The organism is Ferrovibrio sp. GW821-FHT12F09 (assembly GCF_058806775.1).
On the sequence record NZ_JBXAPZ010000001.1, the window covers coordinates 350,927 to 370,589 of the forward strand.

Genomic DNA, 19,663 nt, shown 5'->3' on the forward strand with positions numbered 1-19,663 from the left:
CCTACTCGCCCTTGTTGATGCTGGCCGGCAGGGTCATGGCCTTGAGGTCATACTTGGCCAGCAGCGCATCATATTCACCCTTCTTCTGCAGGCTGGCCAGCGCCTCCAGCAGGGCATCGCGCAGCTTGGGCTCGGTCTTCAGCACCGGGATGCCGGCCAGCGTGACGGTGAAGGCGTCGCCGAGAATCACATAAGTATTCGGCTCCTGGGTCTGCAGATAGGGCAGCGTCTCGTTGCCCTGGGCACCGGCATCGATACGCTGGGTCTTGAGCTGGGTGCGGGCATCGATCGAGCCTTCGGTGCCGACCACGGTGATCGCCGGCTTGCCCTTGGCCACGCAGTTGACCTCGCTCCAGGCCTCGATCTGCTTCGGCCAGTTGGTCGAACGGCTGGCGCCGACCTTCTTGCCGCAGAGATCGGCCTGCGACTTGATCTCCTTCGACATCGCGGTGGAGGTATAGAACTGCGCGCCGGTCTTCAGGTAGTTGACGAAATCCTGCTGGTCGCGACGGGTCGGCAGATCGGTCATGCCGGCCATCACCATGTCGACGCGGCCGGTCTGCAGGGACGGCAGCATCTGGGCGAAGGCGATCTCCTGCCATTCGACCGCGACGCCCATCTCCTTGGCCAGCGCGGCCCCAAGCTCGATGTCGAAGCCCTTGAGCGTATTGGTCGCTGGGTCCTTGAAGGTGATCGGCGGATAGTTCGGCATGGTGGCGATCACCACTTTGCCGGCGGCCTTGATGCGGTCAGGCAGGTCGGCGGCTGCGGCCGGCAGCGCAATCGCGGCGGCCAGCAGGCCGAGAGTGAAATGCTTGATAAGCGACATGGGTGGATCTCCTTCAGGGGCTGTCAGTTCAGAACGGCGGCAATGAAATCGCGGGTGCGGGTTTGCTGCGGATTGCCCAGGATGTCCTGGGGCGTACCGGTTTCGACAATGGCGCCGCGATCCATGAAGACGACGCGATGGGCGACCTCGCGGGCGAAGCCCAGCTCATGGGTCACCACGATCATGGTCATGCCGCTGCCGGCCAGGCCGCGCATCACCTGCAGCACCTCGCCCACCAATTCGGGATCGAGCGCCGAGGTCGGCTCGTCGAACAGCATCAGCTTCGGCTTCATCGCCAGCGCGCGGGCAATCGCCACGCGCTGCTGCTGGCCGCCCGACAGCTGGGCCGGATAGGCATCGCGCTTGTCGGCCAGGCCGACGCGCTCGAGCAGGGTCATCGCCTCTTCGATCACCTCGGCCCTGCGGCGCTTCTGCACGGTGACCGGACCTTCGATGATATTCTGCAGCGCCGTCATATGCTGGAACAGGTTGAAGCGCTGGAACACCATGCCGGTGGCGAGCCGCTGCCGCGCCACATCCTTGTCGGGCAGCGGATAAAGCTTGTCGCCGGTGCGACGGTAGCCGATCAGTTCGCCGTCGATCCAGATGCCGCCGCCATCCAGCCGCTCCAATTGATTGAGGCAGCGCAGGAAGGTGCTCTTGCCCGAGCCCGATGGCCCGATGATGCAGAGCACCTCGCCATGATGGATATCCAGCGATACGCCCTGCAGGGCCGTAAAGCTGCCAAAGGTCTTGCGCACGTCGCGCGCGACCAGCATCGGTTCGCTCAGTACGGGCTCGCTCATGCCGGCACTCCCGCCGCTTCGGCAGCCTTGCGCGCCGCCTCCGGCCGGCGATGGCCCTTGGCGAAATAGCGTTCGAGGAAATGCTGGCCGATGCTGAGCACGGTGACCACGGCCAGATACCAGATGGCAGCGACGAACAGCATCTCGATGACGAAGTTGTTGGCGTAATAAATCGTCTGCGCGTTGCGCAGGATTTCGGAATACTGGATCACGCTGGCGATCGAGGTGAGCTTGACCATGCTGATCACCTCGTTGCCCACCGGCGGGATAATCACGCGCATGGATTGCGGCATGACGATACGGCGCAGCACAGTCAGCCGGGTCATGCCGATGGCCTGGGCCGCTTCGGTCTGGCCGGCATCGACCGAGAGAATCCCTGAGCGCACGACTTCAGCCGTATAGGCACCCTGGTTGATGCCCATGCCCAGCAGGGTGGCGACGAAGGGCGTGATCACATCCACCGTGCGCACCGAAAACACATCGGGGATGCCGAGACGTGGGAAGACCAGCGCCAGGTTGAACCACAGCAATAACTGTAGGATCAGCGGCGTGCCGCGGAAGAACCAGATGTAGAAAACGGCGACGCTCTTCAGCACCGGATTGGGCGACATCACCATGATGGCGAACAGCACGCCCAGTGTGATACCGAGCAGCATGGCGCAGGCGGTCATGATGATGGTGTTGACCAGACCGCTCAGGATCGCCGGCGCGGTGAAAAACTGGCCGACGATGCGCCAGGCGATCTGGCCATCGGCGAATGCCTTCACGATGAACAGCAGGATGGCGATAATTGCAGCAGCGGCCAGCCAGCGGCCGTAATGGCGCGGCGCCACGATGGGCAGACGCGCGATATCGTAACGGTCGCGCGGCATATCCTTCGATTGCTCTGCATTCATGACTGGTCCCCCGACTCTGTCGTCACTTTTGTATGCAAGAACGATGCAAACGACTTACGGCATCGGCCCCTTGTAGGTGTCGCACCACTGTGCCTGCGCGGTGCAGATGGCCTGCAACCGTACCAGCTGTTCCCGCACCCGGTCCGGCGCCGTACCGCCATAGCCCTGCCGCGCCGCGACCGCCGCTTCCGGCGTCAGCGCCGCCTTGATCGAGATATCCAGCCGCGGATCGACCAGCGCCAGATCGGCGGCGGTTACATCTTCCAGGCCGATGCCGCGCTCTTCGCAGAGCCGCACCACGGCGCCGGTAATCTCATGGGCCTGGGCAAAGGGCACGCCGCGACGCGACAGCCAGTCGGCCACTTCGGTGGCCAGCGTGAAGCCCTCGGTCGACTGCCGATGCATCTCCTCGACCCGGACGGTCATGGTGCGGACCAGACCGGCCAGCGCCGGCTGCACCAGCATCAAGCCATCTATGGCATCGAAGGCGGCCGCCTTGTCCTCGATCAGGTCGCGGTTATAGGCGAGCGGCAGGCCTTTCAGGGCGATCATGATGGTGTTGAGATCGCCGATCAGGCGGGCCGACCGACCGCGGGTGATCTCGGCGATATCGGCATTCTTTTTCTGCGGCATGATCGACGAGCCGGTGGCGAAGGCATCGTCCAGCTCGATCCAGCGAAACTGGCGCGAGCACCACAGCACGATTTCCTCGGACAGGCGCGACAGATGCACGCCATGCATGGCGAGTGCGAACAGGAATTCCGCCACATGGTCGCGGTTGCCCACGGCGTCGATGGAATTCTCGGTCGCCGCCTCGTAGCCCAGTTCGACGGCAGCCAGTTCCGGATGCATGGCAATCGCCGATCCGGCCATGGCGGCCGCGCCCAGCGGTGAGCGGGCAAAGCGTTTGTCCCAGTCCTGCAGCCGCGCGATGTCACGGGCGATGGCCTGGGCATGGGCCAGCAGCTGATGGGCGAACAGCACCGGCTGCGCCGGCTGCAGATGGGTGAAGCCCGGCACGATGGCGGTGATATTCGCTTCGGCCTGCGTCATCAGGGCCTGCTGCAGGCCGAGCATGCCGCGCGCCAGGCGGCGGGCGTAATCACGCAGGTAAAGCCGCAGATCGTTGGCGGCCTGGTCGTTGCGCGAACGACCGGCGCGCAGCTTGCCGCCCAGCGGCCCGAGCCGCTCGGTCATCACGCGCTCGACGAAGGTGTGGATATCCTCGTCCTTTTCGCTCGGCGCGATGCGGCCGGCCTGCTGGTCGGCCAGGATGCCCTGCAGGGATGCGGTGATCTCGGCGCATTCCGCATCGGTCAACAGTCCGGCGCGCTGCAATTCGCGCGCATGGGCCATCGAGGATGTGATGTCATAGGGGATCAGACGATGATGGCTCTGCGGCGAGCGCGACAGCGCCATCAGCGCAGGATCGGGCGGCGAGCGGAAGCGGGCACCCCAGAGCCGCGTGGTGTCTTCGGTATTCTTGCTCATGGCGTCACCAGCGGGCCGGTCTTTTTGATCGACACCAGGCAGAGCATGGTGAACAGCATCTGTGCCGCGGTCTGCGCCGTCACGGTATTGGCGTCATACTGCGGCGCCACCTCCACCACATCGCCGCCGACGATATCGAGGCCAGAGAGGCCGCGCAGGATCGCCAGCGCCTCGCGCGGCGTGAGACCACCTACCTCGGGCGTGCCGGTACCCGGCGCATAGGCCGGATCGAGGCCATCGACATCGAAGGTGACATAGAGCGGCCCGTCGCCGATCACCGCGCGCGCCTTCGCGATCACGGCGGGGATGCCGATAGCATCCACCTCTTCGGCATGGATCACGGTCATGCCGCTCTCGACCGAGAATTCCCACAGATATTCGGCGGCGCCGCGGATGCCGATCTGGATGCAGCGGTCCGGATCCAGCACGCCATCCAGCACCGCCTGGCGGAACGGGCCGCCGTGATGGAACTTGGCGCCTTCGTATTCGCCGCTGGTGTCGCAATGGGCATCGATATGCACCATGCCGAGCGGCCTGTCTTTGCCGAGCGCGCGCATGATCGGCAGCGTGATCGAATGATCGCCGCCGACCGAAAGCGGAATCACGCCAGCCGCCTGGATGCGGCGGTAGAAGCCTTCGATATCGGCATGGCAGCGATCGAGGCTGAAGCGGCTCTGCATCGGCACGTCGCCGATATCGGCAGCCTTGATCTCACCCAGCGGCGCACGCTTCAGCACATGCTCATACGGCCCGATACGCTCGATATTGCGCACCGCGCGCGGGCCCAGGCGGGCACCGGCGCGGTTGGTGACGCCCAGATCCATCGGCACGCCGACGATGCAGCAGTCCAGCCCGGCAAAATCGGCATCGGACTGGATCGGCCGGTAGGGCGCACTGACGAAGGTGGCGACATCGGCGAACGGCCATTTGCGCCGTTCCGGATCGAGGAAGATCTGGGTGGCGACGGCAGCGAAATGCGGGTCGAAAATGTCGCCGCCCTTGGCGTCGCCGTATTTTGCGCGCAAGGCCTGCAGCTTAACGGTGTCCATCGGCCCCTCGCCTCCTGACGGATATCCCATTTACGGGAGGAATTCTCTCAAACGGCCCTGTTTTCCGTTTTCATGACAACTTTGCGCTGGACGGCCACAGTTGGACAAGCGAGTTTATCGGCATGGTCCAGCGTGAGAAAAACTCTCGGAACAGTCCCGCTTCCCGCCTGCCGCCCCTGAACGCGCTCCGCGCCTTCGAAACCGCCGCCCGGCATCTCTCCATGACCCGGGCGGCCGAAGAACTGAATGTCACCCATGGCGCGGTGAGCCAGCATGTGCGGCAGCTGGAGGCCATCACCGGCGCGGCCCTGTTCGAGCGCAGCGGCAACCGCCTGCGCCTGACCCCGGCTGGCATCGCCCTGCTGCAGCCGCTGCGGCAGGCCTTCGACCTGCTGTCAGAGGCGACCCGGCAGATCACCACCGGCGAAACCGGCGGCGAGGTGGTGATCAGCGCCCCGCCGGCCCTGACCACCCTGTGGCTGGTGCGGCAGGCCGGTACGCTGCTGGCCCAGTATCCGGCCCTGCAGTTGCGCCTGGTCTCCGGCAGCGACACACGGCCGGCCCGCGCCGCACCGATCGATCTGGCGATCCGCTATGGCGACGGCCGCTGGCCGGCGCAGATCGTCGAGCACTTAAGCGATGTGCATCTGATGCCGGTCTGCAGTCCCGACCTGCTGGCCGGGCGCGGCCTGCGCCAGGATGACTTCGCGCTGCTGGACAATGCCCCGCTGCTCTGCGCCGACAATGGCGACGAATGGGACAAATGGCTGGCCAGCAGCGGCCGCGCCCGGCTGGCCTCGGGGCCGCGGCATTATCTGGGCAATGCGCTGACCGCCATCGAGATGAGCGCCGCCGGTTTCGGCATTGCCATCGGCGACAATGTCACCACGTCCCGCTACCTGACTGACGGCCGCCTGGTCTGTCCGATCCAGCACAGCACACGCGCCGCCAACAGCTTCTACCTGGCGGTGCGGCCGGAATCGCAGAGCCGGCCGGCAGTGATCCTGCTGCGACAGTGGATCCGCGACAGCTTCGCGGCGATGACTCTTGCCGGTCGCTAAAGCGACCGGTGGGGATGACGTTAGCCGGCCGCTAGTTTCACCTTCTGGCGGAAGGCATGCAGCAGCGGCTCGGTATAGCCGTTGGGCTGCGCCACGCCCTCGAAGACCAGGGCCCGCGCTGCCTGATAGGCCAGGCTGGCATCGGGGTCCGTCGCCATCGGCCGATAGAGCGGATCGCCGGCATTCTGCGCATCCACCTTGGCGGCCATGCGCTTGAGTGCCGCTTCGGCCTGTTCCCTGGTGCAGATGCCGTGCAGCAGCCAGTTGGCCATATGCTGCGAGGAAATACGCAAGGTCGCGCGATCTTCCATCAGGCCGATATCGTGGATATCGGGCACCTTGGAGCAGCCGACACCCTGGTCGACCCAGCGCACGACATAGCCGAGAATCCCCTGCGCGTTGTTGTCGAGCTCGTCCTTCACATCCTGCTCGGAGAAATTCTGCCCTGCGCTGAGCGGAATCGTCAGCAAGTCGCCCAGCGGCGGTACAGCCTGCTTCGCCACCTCGGCCTGGCGGGCGAAGACATCCACGGTGTGATAATGCGTGGCATGCAGGGTGGCCGCCGTCGGGCTCGGCACCCAGGCGGTGTTGGCGCCGGTTTTCGGGTGGCCGATCTTCTGCTCCAGCATGTCAGCCATGCGGTCGGGCGCCGCCCACATGCCCTTGCCGATCTGCGCCTTGCCCGAAAGACCGCAGGCAATGCCGATGGCGACGTTGCGCTCCTCGTAAGCCTTGATCCAGGCGCTAGAACGCATCTGCGCCTTGCGCACCATCGGACCGGCCTGCATGGCGGTATGCATCTCGTCGCCAGTGCGGTCGAGGAAACCGGTATTGATGAAGACGATGCGGTCCTTCACGGCATGGATGCAGGCAGCGAGATTCGCCGAGGTGCGGCGCTCCTCATCCATCACGCCGACCTTGACGGTGAAGCGCGGCAGGCCGAGCAGATCCTCGATGGCATCGAACAGGCGGTTTGTGAAAGCCGCCTCTTCCGGCCCATGCATCTTGGGCTTGACGATATAGACCGAGCCGGCGCGACTGTTGGTGAAGCGGCCCTTCTTCTGCAGGTCATGCATGGCGATCAGGCTGGTGACGATGCCATCGAGAATGCCCTCGAAGGCTTCCGAGCCGTCGGGCAGATGGATCGCCGGATTGGTCATCAGATGGCCGACATTGCGCACGAACAGCAGGCTGCGGCCGGCCAGCGTGAGCTTACCGCCCTTCGCGGCGGTATAGTCGCGATCGGCCTCCAGCGCGCGGGTCATGGTTTTGCCGCCCTTGTCGAAGCTGGCTTCCAGATCGCCCTTCATCAGGCCGAGCCAGTTGGCATAGGCCGCCGCCTTGTCTTCGGCGTCCACAGCGGCGACCGAATCCTCCAGATCGACGATGGTGGTGAGCGCGGCTTCCAGAATCACATCGGCCAGGCCAGCGGGATCGGTCTTGCCGATGGGATGGGCGCGGTCGATCACCAGTTCGATATGCAGGCCGTTATGCTGCAGCAACACTGCCGAAGGGTTCGCCGCATCGCCGCGATAGCCGACAAAGGCGGCCGGATCCTTGAGCGCCGGCGTGAGCACGCCGTCCCTGATCGACCAGCCCTTCACATCCGCATGGCTGCCTGCGGCCAATGGCACGGCTGAATCGAGGAAGGCTTTCGCCTTGGCGATCACCTTGGCGCCGCGTGCCGGATCGTAGCCCTTCTTCTCATTCGGCTCATGCGGGATCGCATCGGTGCCGTAATAGGCATCGTAGAGGCTGCCCCAGCGCGCATTCGCCGCATTCAGCAGGAAGCGGGCATTCAGCACCGGCACGACCAGCTGCGGGCCGGCCATACGCGCGATCTCGGCATCGACATTCCCGCTGGCGATTTTGAACGGCGCCGGCTGGGGCACCAGATAGCCGATCTCTTTCAGAAAAGCCTGGTAGGCCCCGGCATCGAAGGCCTGGCCTTTGCGCTGCTGGTGCCAGACGTCGATCTTCGCCTGCAGATCATCGCGCTTCTTGAGCAGCGCGCGGTTCTCCGGTGTGAAACGGGCATAGAGATCGGCGACGCCGGCCCAGAAGGCCGTCGCATCCAGACCGGTGCCGGGCAGCGCCTGACGGTCGATAAACTCGGCAAGCGTGGCGGCAACCTTGAGGCCGGCCTTGTCTACGGTCTTGGTCATGGCATTTCCCAAATGATTCCAAATGGTTAAATCTGATTGCAGGTAAGGATACCAGAGCCGCCATTCATTCTGTAGATGAAAAGAATTGAACGTAGTCGTTCTTTATGGGAATGAATGACAATGGATCGCGAATACGAGCTTTTCGCCCGGGTGATCGAGACCGGCAGCCTGGCCGCCGCCGGCCGCACGCTCAACCTGTCGCCGGCCATGGTGTCGAAACGCATTGCCCGGCTGGAGGAACGGCTGGGAGCACGGCTGCTGCACCGGACCACCCGCAAGCTGGCCACCACCGAAGCCGGACAACGCTTCTATGAGCGCGTGATCGAGATTCTCTCGGCCTCGCGGGAGGCCGAAGCCCAGGTGGCGGGCGTCGCCGGCGCACCATCGGGACGTTTGCGGCTGTCGGCGCCGACCTCCTTCGGCCGCCTGCATGTGGCGCCGCATGTGAAGAGCTTCCTCGACCGCTGGCCGCGCCTGCAGATCGAACTCGACTTGACGGATTCTTACGTCGACCTGCTGGCCGAGCGGATCGACCTGGCCATCCGTATCGCGCCAGCCATCGAGCCGGGACTTGTAGGCCATCGCCTGGCGCCCAATCGCCGCGTGCTCTGCGCCAGCCCCACTTATCTGGCGCAGCATGGCGTGCCGAAAAACCTGACTGACCTGGCGCAGCACACACTGCTGGCGGCCGCGGCGCAACTGCCCTGGCGGGTGCAGGACAGCGCTGGCAAGGTGGTGACGGTGCCGGGCGAAAGCGCGGTGCGGACCAATTCCAGCGAGGTGGTGCGCGAACTGGCGGTGGCCGGACTGGGCATCGCGCTGCGCTCGACCTGGGATATCGGTGCCGAGCTGCGATCGGGTGCACTCCGCATCATCCTGCCCGGGCATCCCGGCGCCACCGATGTCAGCGTCTTCGCCGTCCATCCGGCCGGCAATTTCGTGCCGGCCAGCGTCGGCGCTTTCATCGCCCATCTGCGTACAGCCTTCGGGCCGGAGCCGGACTGGGACCGTCAGCCGGCCTGACCCCGGAACTCGACTGCCGATCGGCCGTTTCTGATGCCTACCGTCGGAGACGAGGCGACATGCTGAAATTTATCGGATGGAGCGTGCTGATCATCTTCCTGATCGGCCTGCTGGTCGTGGTCGGCTTCTTCAAGCTGATCTTCTGAAGTTCTGCCCTCAGGCCGCCGCCACGGGGTCGGACCCCGGCTCCACGACTTTCAGATGCGGCCGCTGCTCGCCGCTCAGCAGCGGAAAGCGCAGACGGATGGTGGTGCCGCCATTGACGACGCTCTCCATCTCCATGCGGGCGTGAATCTGTTCGGCCAGCGCCTGCGACAGTTTCATGCCTGAATTGCGGTTGCGGATGCTGGGCGTGCCGACGCCGTCATCAGACACCACCACCTCGGCCTCATTGTCATACTGACGCAGGGTGATGGTCACCATGCCCAGGCGCTCGTCCGGGAACGCGTGCTTGAGCGCGTTGGTCAGGCATTCCAGCACGATCAGCGCCACCGGCACGGCCTGTTGAATCTCGACATCAACGCGGTCGGTATCGCAGCGCACCGAGATGCCCTGTTCCGGCGGCACGATACCCGGGCTGTTGGCCATGGTACGGATGAAAGCGCCGAGATCGAGATGCGAATATTCGGCGCTGTTGTAGAGCAGATTATGCACTTCCGAGATCGCCCAGACACGCTTGCCGATCTCCTTGAGCACCGTGCCGGGATCCCCCGGCGACCGGCTGCGCATATGGATCAGTGATTGGATCATCTGCAGGTTATTGTGAATGCGGTGATTCATCTCCTTCAGCAGCGCCTCCTTGAGCGCGGCCGTCTGCTGCGCCTCATCCAGAAGCTTGCGGTCGAACTCGGCGGCGCCACGGGCACGCTCGGCCTCCATCTGCTTCATGGCACTGCTCAGCGCGATATAACCCAGCACGGAGCAGGCCAGCAGAAACAGGCTGATCGGCAGCATTTCGATCGCCACATCGGAGACCAGGCCCGCATAGGCAAAGCCATGCATGGCAAACAGCGGCAGATCGCCGATCTTCTGATAGGCATAAATGCGGCGCGTGCCATCCATGCGGCCCGGCGCATCGAAGACGCCGGACGGGGCGGTGGAAATCGCCTTCATGGCCGCGCCGTCAGCCACCATCTGCACGGGCGGCGCCGCGGGATCGGGACGCACCAGCAGTTTGCCATCCTCGCGCATCAGGAAGGCTGCGGAATCCTGCGCCGTACTGATATGGGACAGGAAAGCCGTGAACTGCGTGATATCGGTGGATGTGGTCGCCAGACCCTGGAATCCTTCGCCCGGCAGCCGGGTGGCCACCGTCAGCGAGTCACGGCCGGCCGGTTGCAGCACGATGCGGTCGATGAACAGCGGGAGATCGCGGTCGCGCAGCTGGATGAAATAGTCGCGCTGACTGAAGTCCATAAAAAGCGGAAAGGTGCGGCTGCCGGCAATCAGATGGCCGCTGGCATTGATGACGCCGAGGCTGGTGGTGAAGTTCATGCCGGTATCCAGCGCGCGCAGCCGTTCATGCAATGTGAGCGGGTCGATCGCCGGATTCTCGGCCATGATACGGCCGGTCTGGTTGAGCAGCAGTTTCTGGGTCTGCACGATCCGCTGCACATATTCGCTGACGAGAGCGGCATTCTGGCGTGAATTCTCGATTGCTGCCGCTTCTTTCTGCGTCCAGGTCTGCCAGGCCCAGATGGCGCCGACCAGCAGGGGCAGCAGACCCATGCCGATCCGGAGCCACCACAGGGGCGGCGCATATGTGCCGTTACGCCACACCATCGACTTCCTTTACGGACTATGCTTTCGACTGCTTCTGCGCCGAGAGAAACATGCCGATGCGGCGCTCCACTTCTTCGAGCTCGTAGGGTTTGGGCAACAACGGCCGGTCTTCGGACAGCTCGGCCGCAACATCAGCCGCTTTCCACACGCCCGAGGTCAGAAGCACCTGCACCGCCGGCCGGTTCGCACGCAACCAGCGCGCCAGACCGAAGCCGTCCAGGTCGCCCGGCATCTGCACATCGGAAAACACGACATCGACATGGACAGAGGCTTCAAACAATGAAATCGCATCGCGTGCGTTTCCGGCCTCGATGACCGTATAGCCGCAATCGCGCAGGTGATCCGCAATCACCATGCGCACCAGCACCTCGTCTTCCGCGATCAGGATGACGGGTTTGCTCTCGGCGTCCTCGCCGGGGGGATTTTCTTGAGCCGGTGACATCATCGGACAGAACTCGCGGAAGCGGGGCGTCGGAGGATGGCAGAAGCGGCCCAAAACACCGGCAGCGCCGTCCGTTTACCCCCTCCTGGAATCAGGAGAATCGGTTTTTCGCACGGGCCGGCACAGCCGGGTTAGGATATTTTTGTGACCTTGACCGTGACGGGTTACTCGGCCGCGACCGGCATGGCCATGCCCAGCGCCCGGGCCACTCCCGCCCCGTAGGCAGGATCGGCCTTGGCGCAGTTGGCGATATGGCGCGCCTTGATCTCGGGTGCCGCATCGCCCATGCCCCGGGCGGTATTCTCGAACAGCACCTGCTGTTGCGCCGGGGTCATCAGGCGGAACAGGTCGCCCGGCTGAGAATAATAATCCTCGTCCAGGCGGTGGTCCCAATGGGCCGCATCGCCGCGGACTGCCAGCGGCGGCTCGGCAAAAGCCTGATCGTCCTGCCACTCGCCCCGGCCGTTCGGCACATAGGTGAGCGTCGCGCCCTTGTTGCCGTCCGTGCGCATGGCGCCGTCGCGGTGGTAACTGTGGAAGGGGCATTTCGGTGCATTGACCGGGATATGGTTGAAGTTGACACCCAGGCGATAGCGCTGGGCATCGCCATAGGAGAACAGCCGCGCCTGCAGCATCTTGTCGGGCGAGAAGCTGATGCCGGGCACCACATTGGCCGGCGAGAAGGCGGCCTGTTCGACTTCGGCGAAGACATTGTCGGGATTGCGGTTCAGCTCCATCACGCCAACCTCGATCAGCGGATAGTCCTTGCGCGGCCAGACCTTGGTCAGGTCGAAGGGGTTGAGGCGATAGGTCAGCGCATCCTTTTCCGGCATGACCTGCACGAACAGGGTCCAGCGCGGGAAATCGCCGGACTCGATGCTGCCGAACAGATCGCGCTGGTGCGACTCGCGGTCGGCGCCGATGACGGCGCCCGCCTCGGCATCGGTCAGGTTCTCGATACCCTGCTGGGTCTTCAGGGTGAATTTCACCCAGAACCGTTCGTTATCGGCATTGATGAAGCTGAAGGTATGGCTGCCGAAGCCATGCATATGGCGATAGGTGCGCGGAATGCCGCGGTCGCTCATCACAATGGTGACCTGGTGCAGCGCTTCCGGCAGCAGGGTCCAGAAATCCCAGTTGTTGTTGGCGCTGCGCATGCCGGTGCGCGGATCGCGCTTCACGGCATGGTTGAGGTCGGGGAAGCGCAGCGGGTCGCGGAAGAAGAACACCGGGGTGTTGTTGCCCACCAGGTCCCAGTTGCCTTCCTCGGTGTAGAACTTGATGGCGAAACCGCGGATGTCGCGCTCGGCATCGGCGGCACCGCGCTCGCCGGCCACCGTCGAGAATCGTACGAACAGGTCGGTCTGCTTGCCGATCTGGGAGAAGATCTTCGCCTTCGTATAGCGCGAGATGTCATGGGTGACAGTGAAGCGGCCATAGGCCCCCGAGCCCTTGGCATGCATGCGGCGCTCCGGGATCACCTCGCGGTCGAAATGTGCCAGCTTTTCAAGCAGCCAGACATCCTGCAGCAGGGCAGGGCCGCGCGGGCCGGCGGTGAGGATATTCTGGTTGTCGGCCACCGGTGCACCGGTGGCATTGGTGAGGGTTTTGCTGCGTGGGGTATCGGTCATCGTCGCGGTCCTTGGCGTCATGCCCGTCGCTGGCTGGATGGGGAGACCGCCCTCCGGAGAGGGGCGTGCCGGAGGGCGGCCTTGCGGGATGGCTGGGGAGCATCACCCCGGGGGGATGGAATCAGGCGAGTGTTTTGTGGAAAAACGCAAACGTACGGTCATTGGCCTTCTGGGCATTGGCGGCGTCGTAATGGATGCCGTTGTTGCGGGCAAAGGCATGGCTCATGCCGGGATAGCTGTGGACATCCACCTGGGGCCGCGGCGACAGCGCATCGCGCACCACCTTCTGGGCGTCCTTGGATACGAATTCGTCTTCCTCGGCGATATGCACCAGCAGCGGATGCGCAATCCGGTCCGCCTCTGCGACCAGCTTGTCGATGCCGACGCCATAATAGGCGACGCTAGCATTGGCATCGGTGCGGGTGGCGGTCAGGTAGGCCAGCATGCCGCCGAGACAGTAACCCATGGCGCCGACCTTGCCCGAAGCACCTTTGAGGCCACGGACATACTGCAGGGTGGCATCGATATCTTTCACACCGGCATCGACATCGAAAGCCGTGTAGAGCGCCAGCGCCTTTTTCCAGTCGGCTTCCGTCTTGTCGAACAGCTCGACATTCGGCTCCTGCCGCCAGTAGAGATCAGGGCAGATGGCGATATAGCCTCGGGCGGCAAGGTCGTCGCAGGTTGTACGCATGTCGGCATTCACGCCGAAGATTTCCTGGATCACGACAATAGCGGGGGCCGGCGTAACGGCGGGTTGCGCCAGATAGGCCGAAAAGCTGCCGTCCGGTGTGGTGATGGTGATCGTCTCGCTCATGGCATGGCCTGCTGTAGGGGGGGAGGGTGCGGAAGGAGCCCGGCGCCGCCATCGCTGACGGCGCCGGCAGACCGGATCAGGCCTTGAAGAAGGCGAGCAGGTCGGCGTTGATCACATCGGCATGGGTCGTCGCCATGCCATGCGGGAGGCCCGGATAGACCTTCAGCGTGCCGTTCTTCACCAGCTTGATGGCCAGATGGGCGGAATCGGCGATCGGCACAATCTGGTCATCATCGCCATGCATGATCAGCACAGGCACATCGATCTTCTTCAGATCATCGGTGAAATCGGTTTCCGAGAAGGCCTTGATGCAGTCGTAATGCGCCTTGGCGCCGCCCATCATGCCCTGACGCCACCAGTTGTCGATGACGCCCTGGGAAACCTTCGCGCCCGGGCGGTTGAAGCCATAGAAGGGCCCGGTCGGAATATCCAGGAAGAACTGGGCGCGATTGGCCACCAAAGCCGCACGGAAACCGTCGAACACCTCAAGCGGCAGACCGCCGGGATTCTTGTCGGACTTGACCATGACCGGCGGCACGGCGCCAATCAGAACAGCCTTGGCGACGCGGCCCTTTTCAGCGCGGGCGACATAATGCGCCACTTCGCCGCCGCCGGTGGAATGGCCGACATGGATGGCGTTCTTCAGATCCAGTGCCTTGGCCAGTTCGATCAGATCGGCGGCATAGGTGTCCATCTCGTTGCCAGTGGCGGTCTGGGTCGAACGGCCATGACCGCGACGGTCATGGGCGAGCACGCGATAGCCCTTGTCGAGGAAGAACATCATCTGGGCATCCCAGTCGTCGGCGCTCAGCGGCCAGCCGTGATGGAACATGACCGGCTGCGCCGTCTTCGGGCCCCAGTCCTTGTAGAAGATCTCGGTGCCGTCCTTCATCGTCACGTAGCTGCTCATGGTCGTCATTCCTTTATTGGCCGTGGGAGAATTGGTGGCTGCCGCCGCATCGGTGGCGAAGGGCAGCGCCGGCAGGCCGGCAACAAGGGCCGCGCTGGCGCTCCCGATCAGGATGTCCCGGCGCGAGGCGGTCGTACAGGGCTTGCTGTTCTGGCTGGTCATCGCCACGCGTCCTTTCCCGGCAGTTCCGTTTGCATCCCGCCGATCTGTGCGGGTGATCACAGTTTGCCGATGCCGCTGCACCGAAGCCATCAGACCTAGGGTGCGGGGAATTATATTTAGGTATGAGCCATCATACGGATCGGCCCTCACATGAAAGCCGTTTCTGACAGCCCCGTGTGACGGGTCTATGACCGAATTATAATCCGGGCCCAGCCACCGGCAGGCTGCAGCAGAACCGTGCGCCAGCGCCGGCCTCCGAAACATCGGCCCAGATATGGCCGCCATGGCCCTCGATGATCGAGCGGCAGATCGGCAGGCCCATGCCCATGCCGCTATCCTTGGTCGTGAAAAAGCTTTCGAACAGCTTGTCGCGATGCGCAGCCGTTATCCCCGGTCCGCTGTCTTCGACACTGACGAGAACCGTATCCGGACGCGAGAGCCGGCTCGTAACCGTAATCGTGCGATGCGGACTCTGCGCCTGTATCATCGCCTGCACCGCATTCAGCACCAGATTGACCACGACCTGCTGTAACTGGGTGCGATCACCCGGCACCGGCGGCAGATCGCGCGCCAGATCGAGCGTCAGGGCCACGCCCTGGGCCTGCATTTCATGGCGAAGGAACACCATCGCCTCCTCGATCACGTCATTGATGGCGATCGGGGCCGTTTCCGGTGCCCGACGGGTCGCCATGGTGCGGATGCGGGCAATGATATCGGCAGCGCGGCGTGCATCGGCGACCATGCGGCGCGTCAGCGTCAGCACTTCTGCCACATCGGGTTCCGAACGCGACAGCCAGCGCAGGCCGGCCTCGCCATTGGTGGCAATCGCCGCCAGCGGCTGGTTCACCTCATGGGCCAGCGAAGCGGTCAGCTCCCCCAGCATCGACACGCGGGTGGCATGGGCGAAATCGGCCTGCAGCCGGTGCAGGGCCTCCTCGGCACGCACCCGCGCGCTGATATCCAGCATGCTGCACAGCACGATGCCCGCATCGCGCATTGCCGGTGGCGCCGCCATGGTGAACAGCACATCGATGATGCGACCATCAACCGTGCGCTGGCGGGCTTCCGCCTCGAAGCCGGATTTGCGGTTGAAACCGGCCACTATGCTGCCGCGGAACGCAGCGTGATCGTCCGGCGGCCAGTAGCGCGTAACAGGCCCCAGCAGGTCATCGCGGTTTTTTGCGCCCAACAGCTGCATGGCGCGATCGTTGACCTCGGTGACGATGGAAGCCTGCATGGCGGTGGCGATGAAGCCGGGATTTTGCTCGATATAGGTGTCGAGATCGGTCACGCCAGCCTGGCGCAACTCGCTGAACAAGGCATTCAGGCCGCGCGAATCCATCTGGAAGCACGAGACGCCCATCGAATTGAACAGGTTGCGGTAGCGCAGCTCGCTGCGCTCCAGATCGGCAAAGGCGTGCTTGCGTTCGGAGATGTCGATCACGCCGACCAGCAGGGTGCCCTTGCCCATGGTTTCGGGCGGGAAGCAGGCGGTGAACAAGGCGTCAAATTCGCTGCCGTCGATCCGTCGCAGCCGCGTCTCCGCCACATAATATGGCTTGCGCTCCAGCGTCGCCACCACGGCGGCGGCATAGACGGGGCTGCTGGCCTCGGGCCAGAACGGCTCGACGCTCTGCAGCAGCTCAGCCTTGTTGCCGCGGCCATACAGGGCCACCGTCTGGTCGTTGACATCGATGACACGGGTGGCGCGCATCATGTCGCGGACGACAGCCGGACTGTCGCGGAAATGGCGGGCAAAGTCGGTGACGCCCGCGGCATGCATGGCCTGCAGCATCTGGCCGACCTGGGAAAAATCCAGCTCCCAGAACGAAGCGGCCATCGCCTGGAACAGGTTGCGGTAGCGGTATTCGCTCTTGCGCAGGGCTTCTTCCGTACGCTTGCGCTCGGTGATGTCGCGGCCGGTTTCCACCACGGTCCGCGGCCGGCCAGCAACGGCCGGCAGCAGCGACCAGCGGGCCTCGATCTGCACCTGCTCGCCTGCCGCGGTGGTGCGGGTGATTTCACCCTCCCAGATGCCGGTGGCGTTCAGGCGGGCTTCGATGGTTTCCAGTGCGTCGTCATGCCGCGACTTCAGCAATGCCTGCGCCGGACGGCCGAGCGCGTCATCGCGCTGCCAGCCGTAAAGCGCTTCGCAGGCGCGGTTCCAGAACAGGATGCGGCCATCCAGGTCGCGCACGAAAATACCTTCATGGACAAGGTCCAGAAGCTTCGACTGGTCCTGTGCAATGACGTCGTTCATTCCGTTGCGGCCCCGGCTCGATTCACGCGGCAGTCTACCCCGAACCGCGGCGCGGCCCGTGCGAAAATCCCGGACCGGCTAAGCCGCCAGGGCCCGTTCGATGCAACCCGCCAGATCGTCGGCCTTGAAGGGTTTTTTCAACAGGCAGATGGCGCCGGCGGCCATGGCCCGGTCGCGCAGGTCGGATTCGGCCCGGGCGGTGATCATGATGACCGGCAGGCGGTAGTTGCGCTCGACCAGCAGATGCTTGAGCTCGATCCCGCTCAGACCTGGCATCTGGATGTCGGTAATCAGGCAATCGGACGCGCCGATCTCGCCCGAGCCGAGGAATTCCTCGGCCGAACCGAAGCCTCTGGCCCGGTAACCCAGCGAACGCACCAGGCCGACCAGGGCCTGGCGGAGCGACTCGTCGTCGTCGATGATGGAAATAAGCGCCTGATCCGACACCGGCATCCCTGACCTGAACTGCCTGCGATCTGCCCGGCATCTGTGAATGTCAGGGTGTTATATAAGCGGCCCGGCCGCGCCCGGAATTATACTCAGGTATGACCGGTTTCCGGACTAATTGGCGCGCAGATTCAGGGCCTGCGCCATGCGGACAAGATCGGCCAGGCTCTGAGCTCCCATCTTGCGCATCGCCGAGCCGCGGTGGATTTTCACCGTGATCTCGCTGAGGTGCAGATCGCCGGCGACCTGCTTGTTCATCTTGCCGGCCGTGACCAGCGCCATGACCTGCTGCTCGCGCGGGCTGAGTGCCTGAAACCGCTCCTTGATAATCAGGGTGCTGTGCTGGGCGGATCGTCGACCGCGATCCTTCTCGATAGCCGCCATCACCGCATCCAGCATGTCCTGATCTCGGAACGGCTTGGTCAGAAAATCGATGGCCCCGGCCTTCATGGCCCGCACCGTCATCGGGATATCGCCATGCCCGGTCATCATGATGGCCGGCAGATGGATATTGTGCTCGGCCAGCTGGGCCTGGAAATCGAGACCGCTCATGCCCGGCAGCCGGACATCCAGCACCAGACAGCCGGGCATATCGTCCCGTTTGGCATTGAGAAAATCCTGCACCGCGCCATAGATGCGGGTCTGCAGCCCGACCGAACGAAACAGGCTGTCCAGCGCCTCGCGCAGCGATGCGTCGTCTTCAACGATATGGACTACCGCAGGTTCGGTCATGGCCAGACGCTAGCTCCCGATGAAAAAGACGGCAAGTGGCTTGCGGCCGCACCCGCCACCTCCGTTAGTCGAAATGGCCCCCGGTCGAATCAGGCCGGCGACGGGAATGGCGCTTGACGTCGTGCCGATAAACTATACCATTAGTACACTATTTATATCCGGGCGCAATATCAGCCGCGCGCCCCCAGCGGATCGGACAGACATGCCATGAGCGAGGCCGCCGCCCCCAGCTTTACCGCCCAGGAGCGGCCGATCACGCCGCTGCAGCTGCGCGATCTGTGCGTCAAGACCAATGGTCCGGCTGTCATCCGCATCCTGGTGCAATATGCGACCATTATCGCCGGCGGCGTCGCCATCCATTACACCGCGCGTCATGCCGGCATCGTCTGGGCCGCGCCGCTGGTGCTGCTGCAGGCCTATCTGATCGCCTTCCAGTTCATGACGGTGCATGAGACCGCCCATAAGACGGCGTTCCGGACGCGCAGCCTGAACGGCATGGTTGGGCATGTTTCAGGCGTGCTGATCGCCCTGCCCTATGAATATTACACCCTGTTCCACTGGGATCATCATCGCTACACCCAGGATGCTGAGCGCGATCCGGAACTGATCTTCAAGACGGTGCCGACATCGCGGCTCAAGCTGCTGTTCACTTTCACCGGCGTGTCACAGCTGCTCAAGCGCCTGCTGCTGACCCTGCGCCATGCAGTGACCGGCCGGGCTGTCATGCCCTGGATTCCCGAAGGCAAGCGCGGCCTGGTGGTGACCGAGGCCCGGCTGCATATTCTGTTCTACCTAGCGCTTCTGGCCGGCTCCATCTGGCTGCAGACCGCGGTGCTGCTCTGGACCTGGCTGCTGCCGCTCTGCATCGGCCAGCTGATGCTGCGGCCGTATCTGCTATCGGAACATACCGGCTGCGCCACCACGCCGAGTGCGCTGGAAAACACCCGCACCACCTATACCAACGCACTCATGCACTGGTTCGCCTGGAACATGCCCTATCACGCCGAGCACCATGCCTATCCTTCGGTGCCGTTCCACGCCCTGCCCAGGCTGAACGCGCTGATCGACCACCGCATCGTACATAAAGGCCACGGTTATCGCGCGGTCATCGGCGAAGTTTGGCGCGTCCTGCGGGCTCGCGCCCTCGCGTCGTAGCAGAC

The 19,663-nt window shown here is 64.0% G+C and carries 18 protein-coding genes; 4 read left to right on the top strand and 14 right to left on the bottom strand.

The genetic code is table 11. The annotated features are described in order from the left end of the window. Position 1: 1 nt before the first annotated feature. Genes AC1ROB_RS01840 through speB form a run of 5 tightly spaced genes read right to left on the bottom strand, consistent with a single transcriptional unit; the run spans position 2 to position 5,071 of the window. Positions 2 to 829 carry an ABC transporter substrate-binding protein gene (locus AC1ROB_RS01840; protein ID WP_492972462.1) on the bottom strand — a complete coding sequence of 276 codons (828 nt, stop codon included), beginning with the start codon at positions 827 to 829 and terminating at the stop codon, positions 2 to 4. Between the two features lie 23 nt (positions 830 to 852). Next, positions 853 to 1,635, bottom strand: a complete 783-nt coding sequence (locus AC1ROB_RS01845; protein ID WP_492972461.1) for an amino acid ABC transporter ATP-binding protein — start codon at positions 1,633 to 1,635, stop codon at positions 853 to 855. Beyond that, entirely contained in the window at positions 1,632 to 2,531 is a 900-nt protein-coding gene (locus tag AC1ROB_RS01850; RefSeq protein WP_492972460.1) for an amino acid ABC transporter permease, read from the bottom strand. Before AC1ROB_RS01850 ends, AC1ROB_RS01845 begins: the two co-directional genes overlap by 4 nt. A gap of 54 nt (positions 2,532 to 2,585) precedes the next feature. Further along, positions 2,586 to 4,022 (bottom strand): argininosuccinate lyase, encoded by a 1,437-nt coding sequence (gene argH / locus AC1ROB_RS01855; RefSeq protein WP_492972459.1) that lies wholly within the window; start codon positions 4,020 to 4,022, stop codon positions 2,586 to 2,588. Beyond that, positions 4,019 to 5,071, bottom strand: a complete 1,053-nt coding sequence (speB, locus tag AC1ROB_RS01860; protein ID WP_492972458.1) for an agmatinase — start codon at positions 5,069 to 5,071, stop codon at positions 4,019 to 4,021. Before speB ends, argH begins: the two co-directional genes overlap by 4 nt. 122 nt (positions 5,072 to 5,193) lie before the next feature. Between speB and AC1ROB_RS01865 the strand changes: the two genes are divergently transcribed. Further along, complete coding sequence (locus tag AC1ROB_RS01865; protein WP_492972457.1) at positions 5,194 to 6,132, top strand: LysR substrate-binding domain-containing protein; 939 nt, start codon at positions 5,194 to 5,196, stop codon at positions 6,130 to 6,132. Positions 6,133 to 6,152: 20 nt separating this feature from the next. Here the strand turns inward: AC1ROB_RS01865 and AC1ROB_RS01870 are convergent, their stop codons facing one another. Further along, the gene (locus AC1ROB_RS01870) at positions 6,153 to 8,297 is read right to left on the bottom strand and encodes a malate synthase G (RefSeq protein WP_492972456.1); all 2,145 of its coding nucleotides are present in this window, start codon (positions 8,295 to 8,297) and stop codon (positions 6,153 to 6,155) included. Between the two features lie 114 nt (positions 8,298 to 8,411). Here AC1ROB_RS01870 and AC1ROB_RS01875 point away from each other — a divergent pair, with 114 nt between their 5' ends. Together AC1ROB_RS01875 and AC1ROB_RS01880 are read left to right on the top strand one after the other, a co-directional pair. Further along, entirely contained in the window at positions 8,412 to 9,320 is a 909-nt protein-coding gene (locus AC1ROB_RS01875; protein WP_492972455.1) for a LysR family transcriptional regulator, read from the top strand. A 59-nt stretch (positions 9,321 to 9,379) separates the two neighbouring features. Further along, on the top strand, positions 9,380 to 9,466 hold the full coding sequence (locus AC1ROB_RS01880; RefSeq protein ID WP_492972828.1) for a small membrane protein YohP: 87 nt from the start codon (positions 9,380 to 9,382) through the stop codon (positions 9,464 to 9,466). A 10-nt stretch (positions 9,467 to 9,476) separates the two neighbouring features. Here the strand turns inward: AC1ROB_RS01880 and AC1ROB_RS01885 are convergent, their stop codons facing one another. The 8 genes from AC1ROB_RS01885 to AC1ROB_RS01920 form a co-directional block, all read right to left on the bottom strand. Then, positions 9,477 to 11,048 (bottom strand): sensor histidine kinase, encoded by a 1,572-nt coding sequence (locus tag AC1ROB_RS01885; protein WP_492972454.1) that lies wholly within the window; start codon positions 11,046 to 11,048, stop codon positions 9,477 to 9,479. A 70-nt stretch (positions 11,049 to 11,118) separates the two neighbouring features. Beyond that, positions 11,119 to 11,547, bottom strand: a complete 429-nt coding sequence (locus AC1ROB_RS01890) for a response regulator (protein WP_492972453.1) — start codon at positions 11,545 to 11,547, stop codon at positions 11,119 to 11,121. A gap of 161 nt (positions 11,548 to 11,708) precedes the next feature. After that, on the bottom strand, positions 11,709 to 13,175 hold the full coding sequence (locus AC1ROB_RS01895; protein WP_492972452.1) for a catalase: 1,467 nt from the start codon (positions 13,173 to 13,175) through the stop codon (positions 11,709 to 11,711). Positions 13,176 to 13,296: 121 nt separating this feature from the next. After that, positions 13,297 to 13,992, bottom strand: coding sequence for a dienelactone hydrolase family protein (locus tag AC1ROB_RS01900; protein WP_492972451.1), 696 nt, complete (start codon positions 13,990 to 13,992; stop codon positions 13,297 to 13,299). A gap of 76 nt (positions 13,993 to 14,068) precedes the next feature. Continuing rightward, the gene (locus AC1ROB_RS01905; protein WP_492972450.1) at positions 14,069 to 15,064 is read right to left on the bottom strand and encodes an alpha/beta fold hydrolase; all 996 of its coding nucleotides are present in this window, start codon (positions 15,062 to 15,064) and stop codon (positions 14,069 to 14,071) included. Positions 15,065 to 15,260: 196 nt separating this feature from the next. Then, positions 15,261 to 17,324 carry a PAS domain-containing sensor histidine kinase gene (locus AC1ROB_RS01910; RefSeq protein ID WP_492972449.1) on the bottom strand — a complete coding sequence of 688 codons (2,064 nt, stop codon included), beginning with the start codon at positions 17,322 to 17,324 and terminating at the stop codon, positions 15,261 to 15,263. 78 nt (positions 17,325 to 17,402) lie between these two features. Further along, the gene (locus AC1ROB_RS01915; protein WP_492972448.1) at positions 17,403 to 17,771 is read right to left on the bottom strand and encodes a response regulator transcription factor; all 369 of its coding nucleotides are present in this window, start codon (positions 17,769 to 17,771) and stop codon (positions 17,403 to 17,405) included. 114 nt (positions 17,772 to 17,885) lie between these two features. Beyond that, entirely contained in the window at positions 17,886 to 18,503 is a 618-nt protein-coding gene (locus tag AC1ROB_RS01920) for a response regulator transcription factor (RefSeq protein ID WP_492972447.1), read from the bottom strand. Between the two features lie 207 nt (positions 18,504 to 18,710). Here AC1ROB_RS01920 and AC1ROB_RS01925 point away from each other — a divergent pair, with 207 nt between their 5' ends. Next, positions 18,711 to 19,658: a fatty acid desaturase gene (locus tag AC1ROB_RS01925; RefSeq protein WP_492972446.1), complete on the top strand. Its 948-nt coding sequence runs from the start codon at positions 18,711 to 18,713 to the stop codon at positions 19,656 to 19,658. Positions 19,659 to 19,663 lie beyond the last annotated feature (5 nt).

What these genes read in the sequence shown, in the direction of transcription:
- AC1ROB_RS01880 (WP_492972828.1), top strand. Translation starts at nt 9,380, where the DNA reads ATGCTGAAATTTATCGGATGGAGCGTGCTGATCATCTTCCTGATCGGC.
- AC1ROB_RS01845 (WP_492972461.1), bottom strand. Translation starts at nt 1,635, where the DNA reads ATGAGCGAGCCCGTACTGAGCGAACCGATGCTGGTCGCGCGCGACGTG.
- AC1ROB_RS01875 (WP_492972455.1), top strand. Translation starts at nt 8,412, where the DNA reads ATGACAATGGATCGCGAATACGAGCTTTTCGCCCGGGTGATCGAGACC.
- AC1ROB_RS01870 (WP_492972456.1), bottom strand. Translation starts at nt 8,297, where the DNA reads ATGACCAAGACCGTAGACAAGGCCGGCCTCAAGGTTGCCGCCACGCTT.
- AC1ROB_RS01890 (WP_492972453.1), bottom strand. Translation starts at nt 11,547, where the DNA reads ATGATGTCACCGGCTCAAGAAAATCCCCCCGGCGAGGACGCCGAGAGC.
- AC1ROB_RS01865 (WP_492972457.1), top strand. Translation starts at nt 5,194, where the DNA reads ATGGTCCAGCGTGAGAAAAACTCTCGGAACAGTCCCGCTTCCCGCCTG.
- AC1ROB_RS01895 (WP_492972452.1), bottom strand. Translation starts at nt 13,175, where the DNA reads ATGACCGATACCCCACGCAGCAAAACCCTCACCAATGCCACCGGTGCA.
- AC1ROB_RS01900 (WP_492972451.1), bottom strand. Translation starts at nt 13,992, where the DNA reads ATGAGCGAGACGATCACCATCACCACACCGGACGGCAGCTTTTCGGCC.
- AC1ROB_RS01925 (WP_492972446.1), top strand. Translation starts at nt 18,711, where the DNA reads ATGAGCGAGGCCGCCGCCCCCAGCTTTACCGCCCAGGAGCGGCCGATC.
- AC1ROB_RS01850 (WP_492972460.1), bottom strand. Translation starts at nt 2,531, where the DNA reads ATGAATGCAGAGCAATCGAAGGATATGCCGCGCGACCGTTACGATATC.
- AC1ROB_RS01905 (WP_492972450.1), bottom strand. Translation starts at nt 15,064, where the DNA reads ATGACCAGCCAGAACAGCAAGCCCTGTACGACCGCCTCGCGCCGGGAC.
- AC1ROB_RS01840 (WP_492972462.1), bottom strand. Translation starts at nt 829, where the DNA reads ATGTCGCTTATCAAGCATTTCACTCTCGGCCTGCTGGCCGCCGCGATT.
- AC1ROB_RS01920 (WP_492972447.1), bottom strand. Translation starts at nt 18,503, where the DNA reads ATGACCGAACCTGCGGTAGTCCATATCGTTGAAGACGACGCATCGCTG.
- AC1ROB_RS01885 (WP_492972454.1), bottom strand. Translation starts at nt 11,048, where the DNA reads ATGGGTCTGCTGCCCCTGCTGGTCGGCGCCATCTGGGCCTGGCAGACC.
- speB (WP_492972458.1), bottom strand. Translation starts at nt 5,071, where the DNA reads ATGGACACCGTTAAGCTGCAGGCCTTGCGCGCAAAATACGGCGACGCC.
- argH (WP_492972459.1), bottom strand. Translation starts at nt 4,022, where the DNA reads ATGAGCAAGAATACCGAAGACACCACGCGGCTCTGGGGTGCCCGCTTC.
- AC1ROB_RS01910 (WP_492972449.1), bottom strand. Translation starts at nt 17,324, where the DNA reads ATGAACGACGTCATTGCACAGGACCAGTCGAAGCTTCTGGACCTTGTC.